This window comes from Nocardia sp. NBC_01009 (genome assembly GCF_045208035.1).
In the GTDB taxonomy this organism is placed as follows: domain Bacteria; phylum Actinomycetota; class Actinomycetes; order Mycobacteriales; family Mycobacteriaceae; genus Nocardia.
On the sequence record NZ_CP108695.1, the window covers coordinates 6,278,812 to 6,292,141 of the forward strand.

9 protein-coding genes and 1 pseudogene are annotated in these 13,330 nt (G+C 66.9%); 9 read left to right on the forward strand and 1 reads right to left on the reverse strand.

Features of this window, described 5'->3' with window-relative positions:
* Nucleotide 1 precedes the first annotated feature (1 nt).
* The 9 genes and pseudogenes from nuoF (at nt 2) to nuoN (ending at nt 12,140) form a co-directional block, all read left to right on the forward strand.
* Complete coding sequence (gene nuoF, locus OHA42_RS28080) at nt 2-1,315, forward strand: NADH-quinone oxidoreductase subunit NuoF (RefSeq protein WP_406230806.1); 1,314 nt, start codon at nt 2-4, stop codon at nt 1,313-1,315.
* A 23-nt stretch (nt 1,316-1,338) separates the two neighbouring features.
* A complete protein-coding gene (locus OHA42_RS28085; protein ID WP_406239645.1) occupies nt 1,339-3,849 on the forward strand; it encodes an NADH-quinone oxidoreductase subunit G in 2,511 nt (836 codons plus the stop codon).
* Nucleotides 3,842-5,140, forward strand: a pseudogene (gene nuoH / locus OHA42_RS28090) (NADH-quinone oxidoreductase subunit NuoH); the annotation flags it as partial. The gene OHA42_RS28085 and the pseudogene nuoH, both read left to right, overlap by 8 nt.
* Before the next feature lie 66 nt (nt 5,141-5,206).
* A complete protein-coding gene (nuoI, locus tag OHA42_RS28095; RefSeq protein ID WP_406239647.1) occupies nt 5,207-5,731 on the forward strand; it encodes an NADH-quinone oxidoreductase subunit NuoI in 525 nt (174 codons plus the stop codon).
* Nucleotides 5,728-6,582: an NADH-quinone oxidoreductase subunit J gene (locus tag OHA42_RS28100; RefSeq protein WP_406230807.1), complete on the forward strand. Its 855-nt coding sequence runs from the start codon at nt 5,728-5,730 to the stop codon at nt 6,580-6,582. Before nuoI ends, OHA42_RS28100 begins: the two co-directional genes overlap by 4 nt.
* 15 nt (nt 6,583-6,597) lie before the next feature.
* Nucleotides 6,598-6,897, forward strand: coding sequence for an NADH-quinone oxidoreductase subunit NuoK (nuoK, locus tag OHA42_RS28105; protein ID WP_107656630.1), 300 nt, complete (start codon nt 6,598-6,600; stop codon nt 6,895-6,897).
* A gap of 1 nt (nt 6,898) precedes the next feature.
* Nucleotides 6,899-8,788 (forward strand): NADH-quinone oxidoreductase subunit L, encoded by a 1,890-nt coding sequence (nuoL, locus tag OHA42_RS28110; protein WP_406230808.1) that lies wholly within the window; start codon nt 6,899-6,901, stop codon nt 8,786-8,788.
* Nucleotides 8,785-10,410 (forward strand): NADH-quinone oxidoreductase subunit M, encoded by a 1,626-nt coding sequence (locus tag OHA42_RS28115; RefSeq protein ID WP_406230809.1) that lies wholly within the window; start codon nt 8,785-8,787, stop codon nt 10,408-10,410. Before nuoL ends, OHA42_RS28115 begins: the two co-directional genes overlap by 4 nt.
* A gap of 104 nt (nt 10,411-10,514) precedes the next feature.
* Entirely contained in the window at nt 10,515-12,140 is a 1,626-nt protein-coding gene (nuoN, locus tag OHA42_RS28120; RefSeq protein WP_406230810.1) for an NADH-quinone oxidoreductase subunit NuoN, read from the forward strand.
* An 80-nt stretch (nt 12,141-12,220) separates the two neighbouring features.
* Here nuoN and OHA42_RS28125 read toward each other — a convergent pair whose 3' ends face one another.
* Entirely contained in the window at nt 12,221-12,958 is a 738-nt protein-coding gene (locus OHA42_RS28125) for an SDR family NAD(P)-dependent oxidoreductase (protein ID WP_406230811.1), read from the reverse strand.
* Nucleotides 12,959-13,330: the final 372 nt, after the last annotated feature.

Sequence of the window (13,330 nt, forward strand, 5' to 3'; positions counted from 1 at the left end):
TATGACGTTGACTCCGGTTCTCACCCGATACTGGGACGATCCCCAATCGTGGACGATGGACACCTACCATCGCCATGACGGCTACCAGGCGCTGCGCAAAGCCTTGCGGATGGACCCCGACCAGGTCATCCAGACCGTCAAGGACGCGGGTCTGCGCGGCCGCGGCGGCGCGGGGTTCCCGACCGGCATGAAGTGGAGCTTCATTCCGCAGGGTCCTGGCCCCGACGGCACCACCAAGCCGCATTACCTGGTTGTCAATGCCGACGAGTCGGAACCCGGCACCTGCAAGGACATTCCCCTCATGCTGGCCACTCCGCACACGCTGATAGAGGGTGTGATCATCGCCGCCTACGCCATCCGCGCGGCGCACGCCTTCATCTATGTGCGCGGCGAGGTGGTGCCGGTGCTGCGTCGCCTACAGGCCGCGGTGACCCAGGCCTACGAGGCCGGATATCTCGGCCACAATATCCTCGGCACCGGCTACGACCTCGAGCTGATCGTGCACGCCGGTGCGGGCGCCTACATCTGTGGCGAGGAAACCGCGCTGCTGGATTCATTGGAAGGCCGCCGCGGCCAGCCCCGCCTGCGACCGCCGTTCCCCGCCGTCGCCGGGCTCTACGCCTGCCCGACCGTGGTGAACAACGTCGAATCCATTGCCAGTGTGCCACCGATCATCCTCAACGGCACGGCCTGGTTCCGGTCCATGGGCACCGAGAAGTCGCCCGGCTTCACGCTGTACTCCTTGTCGGGCCATGTCGCCCGGCCCGGCCAGTACGAGGCGCCGCTCGGCATCACGCTGCGGGAACTGCTCGATTATGCAGGCGGCGTGCGCGCCGGGCATCGGGTGAAGTTCTGGACGCCCGGCGGCTCGTCGACACCGTTGTTCACCGACGAGCACCTCGATGTACCGCTGGACTACGAGGGTGTCGCGGGCGCCGGATCCATGCTGGGCACCAAGGCATTACAGATCTTCGACGACACCACCTGCGTGGTGCGTGCCGTCCTGCGCTGGACCGAGTTCTACGCCCACGAATCGTGTGGCAAGTGCACACCCTGCCGCGAGGGCACCTACTGGCTCGTCCAGTTGCTGAAGCGCATCGAGGCGGGCCGCGGCACCGAATCCGATCTGGACAAGCTGCTCGATATCAGCGACACCATCAACGGCAAGTCGTTCTGCGCCCTCGGTGACGGCGCGGCCAGCCCGATCATCTCCTCCCTGAAGTTCTTCCGCGAGGAGTTCATCGACCATCTGCGCCTCGACGGCTGTCCGTTCGATCCCGCGCGCACGACTGCCTGGGCCGAAGGAGTCCGATGAGTACAGCATCGCGTAGCGATTCGATGGGGGGTGCCGGCCGGGTGACGGGTGGGCCTGCCACTGTGAACACCAATACCAGCGGGCTCGTTCCCGCCGATCTGGTGACCGTGACCATCGACGACACCACCGTCAGCGTGCCTGCGGGCACGCTCGTGATCCGGGCCGCCGAACTGATGGGCATCCAGATCCCCCGCTTCTGCGACCACCCGCTGCTCGAACCGGTCGGCGCCTGCAGGCAGTGCATCGTCGAAGTGGAAGGCCAGCGCAAGCCGGTCGCCTCCTGCACCATGGCAGTCACCGACGGCATGGTGGTGCGCACCCAGCTCACCTCCGCCGTCGCCGACAAGGCGCAAGAGGGCGTGATGGAGCTGCTGCTCATCAACCATCCTCTCGACTGCCCGGTCTGCGACAAAGGCGGCGAATGCCCGCTGCAGAACCAGGCGATGTCGAGCGGTCGGCCCGAAACCCGGTTCGACGGCGTGAAACGCACCTACCCCAAGCCGATTCCGCTGTCCACGGCGGTGCTGCTGGACCGGGAACGTTGTGTGCTCTGCGCCCGCTGCACGCGCTTCTCCCAGGAGGTCGCCGGTGACCCCTTCATCGAGCTCATGGATCGAGGAGCCCTGCAACAGGTCGGCATCGCGCAGGCCGAGCCGCTCGATTCGTATTTCTCCGGCAACACCGTGCAGATCTGCCCGGTCGGCGCGCTCACCGGCACCAGCTACCGGTTCCGCGCGCGCCCGTTCGACCTGGTATCGAGTCCGAGCGTCTGCGAGCATTGCGCGTCGGGTTGCGCGCAGCGCACCGACCATCGCCGCGGCAAGGTGCTTCGCCGGCTGGCGGGCGACGATCCGCAGGTCAACGAGGAATGGAACTGCGACAAGGGCCGCTGGGCTTTCGCCTATGCCACCGAACGCGACCGGCTGACCACACCCATGGTGCGCGGTTGGGACGGCAAGCTCGCGCCTGCCTCATGGTCCGAGGCGCTCGCCGCCGCCGCGGAGGGTTTGGCCGCCGCGCACGGCAGCGCGGGTGTCCTGATCGGCGGCCGCATCACCGAAGAAGACGCCTACGCCTACGCCAAATTCGCGCGAGTTGCGCTCGGCACCAACGACATCGACTTCCGCAGCCGCGTCCATTCGGTCGAAGAGGCCGATTTCCTTGCCGCCCGCATCGCCGGGCAGGGTGTCACCGTCGACTACGACAGCCTGGAAAAGGCGCCGATCGTCCTGCTCGCCGGTTTCGAGCCGGAGGAGGAATCACCGATCGTCTATCTGCGGCTGCGTAAGGCCGCACGCAAGCACGGACTGCCGGTCTACTCGTTGGCCGCCTACGCCTCGCGTGGCCTCGACCGCATGTCCGGCACCCTGCTGCAGGCGATGCCCGGCGCGGAGCCGCACCTGCTCGACACGCTGCGCACCGGTGAAATCGCCACCGCGGAAATCTATTCCGCACAGCTGACCGAGGCGTCGCGGCTGCTGCGCCAATCGGGCGCGGTGATCATGGTCGGCGAGCGGCTCGCTGGAATCCCCGGCGCGCTCTCGGCGGCGGTCCGGCTCGCCGACGAGACCGGCGCCGCCCTGGCCTGGGTGCCGCGGCGGGCGGGCGAACGCGGCGCGGTGGAGGCGGGCGCACTGCCCGGCCTGCTCCCGGGCGGCAGGCCCGTCGTGGATCCTCGTGCCCGCCAACAGGTTCGGGCCCTCTGGAACGTGCCCGACCTGCCGGTGACCGTCGGCCGCGACACCGCCGCCATCCTGGAGGCCGCCGCCACCCTCGGCGCTCTCGTCATCGGCGGCGTCGATCTCGCCGATCTGCCGGACCCGCAGGCCGCGCTCGCCGCCGTCGACGCCGCCCGCTTCGTGGTCAGCCTGGAATTGCGTCACAGTGCCATCACCGACCGCGCCGATGTGGTGTTCCCCGTGGCTTCGGCGATGGAAAAGTCCGGCACCTTCCGCACCTGGGAGGGCCGCGCGCGGCAGTTCGACGCCGCGCTGCACGACTCCGCCGTGCGGCGAGCGGCGACTCCCCTCTCGGATCAGCGCGTCATCCAGGCGATCGCGGATGAGATGCAAGTGCCGCTCGGGCTGCCCGATGCCAATGCGGCCCGTGCCGAACTCGCCGAACTCGGCGCGTGGGACGGCCCGCCCGTCGCGCCACCCGCGCATCGTGCGCACCCGGTCACCCAGCCCGAACCGGGCACCGCTGTCCTCGCAGGCTGGCGAATGCTGTTGGACCAGGGCCGGATGCAGGACGGGGAGCCGAACCTGGCAGGTATCGCACGCCCGCCGGTGGTGCGACTCTCGCAGGCGACAGCCGCCGAAATCGGTGCCGTCGAAGACGATCCGATCAGCATCGTCACCGAGCGCGGCACCATCACGCTGCCGCTGATGATCACCGACCTGCCCGACCGGGTGGTCTGGCTGCCGCTGAATTCGCCGGGAAGTTCGGTCTTCGAACAACTCGCCACCCAACCGGGCGGCGTGGTTCATCTGCGACGTGCGGACGAGAGGATGAAGGAACACCGTCATGAGTGATCTGGCTCTGCTCGTCGCGACGCCCTCCGTGGTTACGCACGCTGCCGCCTACGGACCCGACGCGTTCGCCCTCTTCGGTCACGACCCGCTGTGGCTCGTGCTCGCAAAGTCCCTCGCGATCTTCGCCTTCCTGCTGCTCACCCCGTTGATGGCGGTGTATCTGGAACGAAAGATCGTGGCCTGGATGCAGATGCGGGTCGGCCCGAACCGGGTCGGCCCCAAGGGCACACTGCAGGCCATCGCCGACGGCGTGAAGATGGCGCTCAAGGAAGACATCATCCCGACGATCGTGGACAAGCCGATCTTCATCATGGCGCCGATCATTTCGGTGATCCCTGCCGTCATGGCGTTCGCGGTGATCCCGTTCGGGCCGGAGGTGTCGATCCTGGGACATCGCACCGCGCTGCAGCTGACCGATATGCCGGTCGCCGTGCTCTACATCCTCGCGATCACCTCGATCGGCGTCTACGGCATCGTGCTCGCCGGGTGGTCGTCCGGCTCCACCTACCCGCTACTCGGCGGCCTGCGCTCGACCGCGCAGGTGATCTCCTACGAGATCGCGATGGCGCTGTGCTTCGCGACGGTGTTCCTGCTCGGCGGCACCATGGCCACCTCGGGCATCGTCAAGGCACAGGAGGGCACCTGGTACGTCTTCCTACTGCTGCCGTCGTTCCTGATCTATTGCGTCTCGATGGTCGGCGAGACCAACCGGGCGCCGTTCGACCTGCCCGAGGCCGAGGGGGAGCTCGTCGGCGGCTTCCACACCGAGTACTCGTCGCTCAAGTTCGCGATGTTCATGCTCGCCGAATACATCAATATGGCAACGGTTTCCGCACTGGCGACCACGCTGTTCCTCGGCGGCTGGCACGCACCGTGGCCGCTGAACATGTGGGACGGGGCCAATTCCGGCTGGTGGCCGGTGCTGTGGTTCACCCTCAAGGTGTGGACGTTCCTGTTCGTATTCATCTGGCTGCGCGGCACACTGCCGCGGCTGCGCTACGACCAGTTCATGAATCTCGGCTGGAAGCTGCTGATTCCGGCGTCGCTGCTGTGGGTGATGCTGGTGGCCACTGCTCGAGTGTTGGAGGCCGAGGGCTATCACGTCCAGACACCCGTGTTGGTCATCGGCGGGTTGATCATCTCCGTGCTGATGGTGGGCATGTTCCTGCGGGCCGGACGCGCAGACGGCATGCCGCCGCCGGTGGCGGAACCGAGTCCCGAGGTATCCGGTGCGAGCGGGTCGACGGTGTTCCTCGGTTTCCCGACACCGCCGATGCCCGACCCCGCGCTGGCGCATCCCATGCCGAAACCCGGTCTGTTCGCTCCGCTTGCCGGATTCGTCGTCACCGCATCGACCATGTTCAAAAAGGCCAACACCGAGTTCTACCCGGAGCAGAAGGTACCGACCGCGCCGCGCTATCACGGTCGCCACCAGCTCAACCGGCACCCGGACGGACTCGAGAAGTGCATCGGCTGCGAACTGTGCGCCTGGGCCTGTCCCGCCGACGCCATCTACGTCGAGGGCGCGGACAACACCGAGGAGCAGCGCTTCTCACCGGGTGAGCGTTACGGCCAGGTCTATCAGATCAACTACCTCCGCTGCATCGGCTGCGGTCTGTGCATCGAAGCGTGCCCGACACGGGCGCTGACGATGACCAACGAATACGAGATGACCGACGACAATCGCGCCGATCTGATCTACGAGAAGGACCAGCTGCTCGCCCCGCTGCAGCCCGGCATGATCGCGCCACCGCATGCCATGTATCCGGGCACCGACGAAGGCGACTACTACCGCGGCAACGTGCCCGGTGGCGCCGCAGAGGCGGAACCCACTCCCCCGAGGCTGCCCGCCACCGCGGGCGCGGAAGGAGGCGCGCCGTGAACGCATTGATCCTGGCCGCCGAGCCACTGACCCGAGCTTCCACTGGTGAGGCCGTCAGTTTCTGGATCCTCGCCCCGCTGGCCGTGATCGGCGCGCTCGGCATGGTCTTCGCACCCAAGGCTGTGCATTCGGCGATGTGCCTCGCCTCGACGATGATCGCGCTCGCGGTCATGTACATTGCCCAGGACGCCCTGTTCCTCGGCGTGGTACAGATCGTCGTCTACACCGGCGCGGTGATGATGCTGTTCCTGTTCGTGCTCATGCTGGTCGGCGTCGATTCCGCCGAGTCGCTGCGGGAAACCATTCGCGGGCAACGGCTTTCCGCCGCCGCGGTCGGCCTCGGTTTCGGCCTGCTGCTGATCAGCGGCATCGCCAGCGGCGTCCGCAACTCCGGAATCACCTACCCGGCCACCGGATTCGCAGGCCGTGACGTGATCGGCGAGCTCGCCGAGCTGATCTTCATCCGCTACGTGTGGGCCTTCGAGCTCACCGGTGCACTGCTCATCGCCGCCACCATCGGCGCGATGGTGCTCGCGCACCGCGAGCAGTTCGGCCAGCGGCTCGGCCAGCGCGAAATGTCGCAGCGCCGGTTCCGCAGCACCGGTGACCCGCTGTATCCCACGCGCCGCGCCACCCCGCTGCCCACCCCCGGCGTCTACGCCAGGCACAACGCGGTCGACATCCCGGCCAGGCTGCCGGACGGGTCCTTCGAGGAATTGTCGGTCAGCACCATCCTGCGGCACCGTCGCACCAGGGCGCTCACCGAAGCGGCCGTCATCTCGGTCGGCTCGACGAGCACACCCGACGGGACCGAAAACCACGCGCCCGCCGACGATTCCCCACAGAGCTGACGAGGAAGGCATACGGTGAACCCCCAGAACTACCTGTTCCTGTCCGCGCTGTTGTTCACGATCGGCGCCGCGGGAGTCCTACTGCGGCGCAACGCCATCGTCGTGTTCATGTGCATCGAGTTGATGCTCAACGCGGTGAATCTCGCCTTCGTCACCTTCGCCAGGCTGCATGCCAATCTGGATGGCCAGGTGTTCGCGTTCTTCACCATGGTGGTCGCCGCGGCCGAGGTCGTCGTCGGCCTGGCCATCATCATGACCATCTTCCGCGCCCGCCGCTCGACCTCGGTCGACGACGCCAACCTGCTGAAGTTCTGACATGGACGGGACAACAACTCTCGGACTGCTGCCCGCGCTGCCGCTGGCAGGCGCCGTCATCCTGCTGCTCGGCGGGAAGTACACCGACAAGTGGGGTCACCTGCTCGGCACTGTCGCGGCGCTCGCGTCGTTCGTGGTCGCCGGGATGGCATTCTTCAGCATGCTCGACCGCGATAATGCCGAACGAGCCATTCACCAGGACCTGTTCAGCTGGGTGCCGGTGCCGGGACTCGAGGTCGATTTCGGCCTCCAATTGGACCAGCTGTCCATCTGTTTCGCACTGCTGATCACCGGAGTCGGATCGCTGATCCACATCTATTCCATCGGCTATATGAGCCACGATCCGGCACGACGACGGTTCTTCGCCTATCTCAACCTGTTCCTCGCGGCGATGCTGCTGCTGGTGCTGGCGAACAACTATCTCGTGCTCTATCTCGGCTGGGAAGGCGTCGGCCTCGCGTCCTACCTGCTGATCGGGTTCTGGCACGAAAAGCCGTCCGCCGCAACAGCAGCCAAGAAGGCTTTCGTGGTCAACCGGGTCGGCGACATGGGCCTGGCGATCGCCATGTTCACCATGTTCACCACCTTCGGGTCGATCAACTTCACCGACGTGTTCGGCGCAGCGTCCGCCGCCAGCGAGGGAAAGCTCACGGCGATCGGATTGCTGCTGCTGCTCGCCGCGTGTGGCAAGTCCGCGCAGGTGCCGCTGCAGTCCTGGCTCGGTGACGCGATGGAGGGCCCGACCCCCGTGTCGGCGCTCATCCACGCGGCAACCATGGTCACCGCGGGCGTGTATCTGATCGCTCGGTCCGGCCCGATCTTCGACCTGGCGCCCAATGCCCGACTCGGGGTGGTGCTCGTCGGCGCGGTGACACTGTTGTTCGGTGCGATCGTCGGTTGCGCGAAAGACGACATCAAGAAGGCGCTCGCCGCCTCCACCATGAGCCAGATCGGCTATATGGTGCTGGCCGCCGGGCTCGGTCCGGCCGGCTACGCGGTCGCCATCATGCATCTGCTCACGCACGGCTTCTTCAAGGCCGGACTGTTCCTCGGTGCGGGTTCGGTGATGCACGCAATGGACGATGAGACCGACATGCGCCGCTACGGCGGACTGCGCACGCTGCTGCCGATCACCTACATCACCTTCGGGCTCGGCTATCTCGCCATCATCGGGGTGCCGCCGTTCGCCGGGTTCTTCTCCAAGGACCGCATTATCGAGGCGGCGTTCAACCAGGGCGGCGCCAGCGGTTTGGCGCTCGGCGCAGTGACGCTGCTCGGCGCCGGACTGACCGCGTTCTACATGACGCGGGTGATGCTGATGACCTTCTTCGGCGAACGCCGCTGGAAACCCGACACCCATCCGCACGAGTCACCCGCGGTGATGACGGGACCGATGATCCTGCTTGCCGTCGGATCGGTTGCTGCGGGCGGGCTGTTCGTCCTCGGATCGTCGCTGCAGAACTGGCTGGAACCCGTTGTCGGCGCACACCACGGTGAAGAGGCCGTTCCCGCCGCTGTCATCACCGCATTCGCGCTGATCGTCGTCGCTGTGGGCGTCGCGTTCGCCTACTACCAGTACGCCCAGCGTGAGATCCCCGAAACCGCACCGGAATCGGTGAGCACGCTGACCGTCGCGGCTCGCAAGGATCTCTACGGCGACGCATTCAACGAAGGCGTGTTCATGCGGCCGGGCGCCTACCTGACCCGGGTCCTCGTCTTTCTCGACAGCCGCGGCATCGACGGAATCGTCAACGGCACCGCCGCACTGATCGGCGGCCTTTCCGGCCGCATCCGGCGCGTCCAGTCCGGATTCGTACGCTCCTATGCCCTGTCCATGTTCACCGGCGCGGCCCTGGTGGCCGCCGCCCTGCTGGCGGTGAGGATCTGGTGACCGATTTTCCCTGGTTGACCTTGCTGTGGGCGTTGCCCGCGGTCGGCTCTGTTGCGGTGCTCGTGCTGCCCGCCGCCCAACGCACACTGGCGCGCTGCCTGGCCCTGTGCATCTCGATCGCGGTGCTGGTGATCGGCATCATCTTGGCGGTGCGCTTCGATCCCGGTGGGGCGCAATATCAGTTCGTCGAGGACCACGAGTGGATTCCGGCCTTCGGCGCCGGATACACCCTGGGCCTGGACGGGATCGCGCTGGTACTCGTACTGCTCACTGCGGCGCTGGTGCCATTGCTGATCCTCGCGGGCTGGAACGACGAGCGCGAGGTCGGCAGCGGCCGCCGCGTCGTGCACACCTACGTCGCACTCAGCCTGATGGTCGAAGCGATGGTGCTGATCTCCTTCGTTTCGCTCGACATCCTGCTGTTCTATGTGTTCTTCGAGGCCATGCTCATCCCGATGTACTTCCTCATCGGCGGCTTCGGACCGCGCAGTGCGGATGTGCAGCTGCGCCAGCAGCGGTCGCGGGCGGCGGTGAAGTTCCTGCTCTACAACCTGTTCGGCGGGCTGATCATGCTGGCCGCGGTGATCGGGTTGTATGTGCTCACCGCGCGGGAAGGGCTCGGCGCGGGCTCGGCGGGCACCTTCGACTTCCGCACCGTGGTCACCGCGGCCAACGCCGGACAGCTCGGCGCCGGTCCCGCCGTGCTCAACGCCCTGTTCCTCGGGTTCATGTTCGCGTTCGCGGTGAAGGCCCCGCTGTGGCCGCTGCACACCTGGCTGCCCGATGCGGCGGTCGCGGCGACGCCGTCGAGTGCGGTGCTGATGATGGCGGTAGTCGACAAGGTCGGCACCTTCGGCATGCTGCGCTACTGCCTGATGCTGTTCCCGGATGCCTCGGGCACCTATGCGCCGCTGGTGATCACGCTCGCGGTCATCGGCATCATCTACGGCGCGCTACTGGCCGTCGGCCAGACCGACGTGATGCGGCTGATCGCTTACACCTCGATCTCGCACTTCGGATTCATCATCCTCGGCATTTTCGCGATGACGAGCCAGGGACAGACCGGGGCGACGCTCTACATGGTCAACCACGGCATTTCGACCGCCGCACTGTTCCTGATCGCCGGATTCCTGGTGTCGCGCAGGGGTACCCGGGTCATCGCCGAATTCGGCGGGGTGCAGAAAGTCGCGCCGGTGCTCGCGGGCACCTTCTTCATCGCCGGCCTCGCCACGCTGTCGCTGCCCGGTCTCGCCCCATTCGTCAGCGAATTCCTGGTCCTGGCCGGCACGTTCAGCCGCTACCAGGTCGCCGCCGTCATCGCGACCGGCGCACTCGTGCTCGCCGCACTGTATGTGCTATGGCTCTACCAGCGCATGATGACCGGCCCGGTGAAGGAAGGCAACGAGCGCCTCTACGATCTGGTGCCCCGCGAACTCGCTGTGGTGGTACCACTGATCGCGGCGCTGCTGTTCCTCGGCGTCTACCCGAAACCACTGCTGGACTTCATCAATCCGGCGGTCGGACAGACGCTGACCACGATCGGCCGCCACGACCCCGCGCCGTCGGTGCCGTCGCTGCCCGAAGCGGGGGCGCCCGGGCACACCGGAGGTGCGCACAAGTGAGCGCCGCCGAGCGTCGACCGGACCGCCTCAGTACCGGCTGTGGCGCGCACTTCGGTGCCGCCAGGCAGGTCGCCACCATGTTCTATGTATCAAGGACGGCATAAGTGACTTCCTACGAATACGGAACTGTGCTCGCCGCCACGGTCCCCGCACCGAGCATCGAGTACAGCAAGCTCTCGCCGATGCTCATCGTTTTCGGTGTCGCGGTAGTCGGGGTGCTGGTCGAAGCGTTCCTGCCTCGACCGTATCGGTATGCGACGCAGGTGGTGCTCGGGCTCGCCGGTCTGCTGGCGGCTCTGGTTGCCGTCGTACGCCTCTCGGGCACCAATGCCACCGCGATGGTCGGTGCGGTGTCGATCGACGGCGTCACACTGTTCCTGCAGGGCACGATCCTGGTGGTCTCGATCCTGGCGCTGCTGCTCATCGCCGAGCGTGACGCGCAGCCGCGCGCCGAAGGACGTTCCGGTCCCGGCACCTGGAGTCTGGCGGCGGCCACCGTCGGACGCAGCTTGGACGCGTTCACGCCGCAAGCCTCCGCGGTCCCGGGAGGCGCGGGCGAGATGGCCGCCATCCGAACGGGTGTCGCGACCACCGAGGTGTTTCCACTGACCATGCTCGCGATCGGTGGGCTGCTGCTCTTCCCGGCGTCGAACGATCTGCTCACCATGTTCGTCGCGCTCGAGGTGCTGTCGCTGCCGTTGTATCTGCTGTGCGGGCTCGCCCGTCGCAAGCGACTGCTCTCCCAGGAAGCAGCGCTCAAATACTTTCTGCTCGGCGCGTTCTCGTCGGCGTTCTTCCTCTACGGTGTCGCCCTGCTCTATGGCCAGGCGGGCACCGTCCGGCTCGGCGGTATCGCGGATGCGATAGCGCAGCATCCGGAGAACACCACCCTCGCCATGCTCGGTGTCGGCCTGCTCGCGGTCGGCCTGCTGTTCAAGATCGGCGCGGTGCCGTTCCAGTCCTGGGTGCCCGATGTGTACCAGGGCGCGCCGACACCGATCACCGGATTCATGGCCGCCGCAACGAAGATCGCCGCGGTCGGCGCGCTGCTGCGCCTGCTCCAGGTCGCGGTGCCCGGCCTGCGCGACGACTGGCGGCCGGTGCTCGCCGCCATCGCCATCGCCACTATGCTCATCGGCGCGGTCATGGCGATCACCCAGACCGACGTGAAGCGCATGCTCGCGTACTCCTCGGTTGCGCACGCCGGTTTCATTCTCACCGGCCTGATCCCCGGCACCGATGCCGGTGTCGCCGCCATCCTGTTCTACCTGCTGGCCTATGGCATCGGCACCGTCGGTGCCTTCGCCGTCGTCGGCCTGGTTCGGGACAGCTCCGGTGCGGAAGCCACCGCCATGTCGCAGTGGGCCGGCCTCGGCCGCCGCTCCCCGGCCCTGGCAACGGTGTTCGCGCTCTTCCTGCTCTCCTTCGCGGGCCTGCCCCTGACCAGCGGCTTCGTCAGTAAGTTCGCCGTCTTCCAAGCGGCGGCCGCCGGCGGAGCCACGCCTCTCGTCCTCGTCGGTGTGATCTCCAGCGCGATCGCGGCCTTCTTCTACATCCGCGTCATCGTGCTGATGTTCTTCACCGACCCGCCCGAAGCCGCCCCTGCGGTGATCACCCCCTTCCTGACCACCGCGGTCGTCACCTTCACCGCAGGAGCAACCATTCTGCTCGGCATCCTGCCCCAGTCGATGCTGGACATCGCCGAACGCGCGGCGACCTTCGTTCACTAGTCACGCACCGACCGGTACCGCCGCACACGCATGAAGTGCGGCGGTACTGTCGTGTTCGGGGCAGTTCGCACGCGGAAACGTCAGTGCAGGTACGAAGCTCCGTTGACATTCAACACCGCGCCCGAGGTCCAGGTCGCTTCCGCCGAGGCGAGATACCGCACCGCCGAGGCGATTTCCTCCGGCTCGGCGACCCGGTCGAAAGGGCTCTGAGCTCGGACGTCGTCGGTGACGCGGTGCACGACACGTTCGGTCGCCACGAAACCGGGCGCGACCGAGGCGACCGCGATGCCGTAGGGAGCGAGATAGACCGCCAGCGATTGACCGAGAGCGTGCACGCCCGCCTTGCTCGCGCCGTATGCGGGGTAGTCGGGTTCGCCGCGGAACGCGCCCCGGGAGCCGATATTCACGATGCGGCCCGCGACACCGCGGTCGATCATCTGTCGGGCCGCGCAGTAGGAGACGTTGGCGGTGCCGAACACGTTGACATCCATGGTCGTGCGCCATGCCTGCTGCCAGTCCGCATAGCTGGTCTCCGCCAACGGATGCGGAATGTTCACCGCCGCATTGTTGACCAGAACATGCACGGTGCCCAGCCCCGCGACGGCCGCGGCGACGATCGCCTCGGCCTCCTCCGGTGACCCGACATCCCCGCCCACGAGCACATGTCCCGTTCCCGGCAGCCCACGCAACGTCTCCTCGGCGTCGTCCTTGCCGGTCGCGTAGTGCACCGCCACCCGGTCGCCGCCTTCGGCAAACGCGTGCGCGATGGCCCGTCCGATCCCCCGCGACGCACCCGTCACCAACACACCACGACTCATTCGTCCATCACCATGCCCCTAGCCTGCCATCACGGCTCGGCGGCGACATCGCCACGCCCGCCAGCCTCGGCAAAACCGCATGTGATCGATAGCCGCCCAGCATATTTGCCGGGCCGTGCCCGCCCGGATCGATGGCCCGCACTGCTGCGGCGTCGAGGCAAACCTGACGGTCTTACTGCTAATGTGGGCCAGTCGTCAGGTTTCGGACGACTGGAAGGGCTTGCTTTGTTCGGTCGGTGGTTGTCGAAATCATCTGTCCTGCAGGGACTGTGAGGCGACGATGGTGAGACTGTGGTTGGCCTCGCCAGAACTCCGGTCCTCGGCACTGACCTCTTTGCCGGGGTCACGATGGTCGGCAACTGCGAGGAAGGG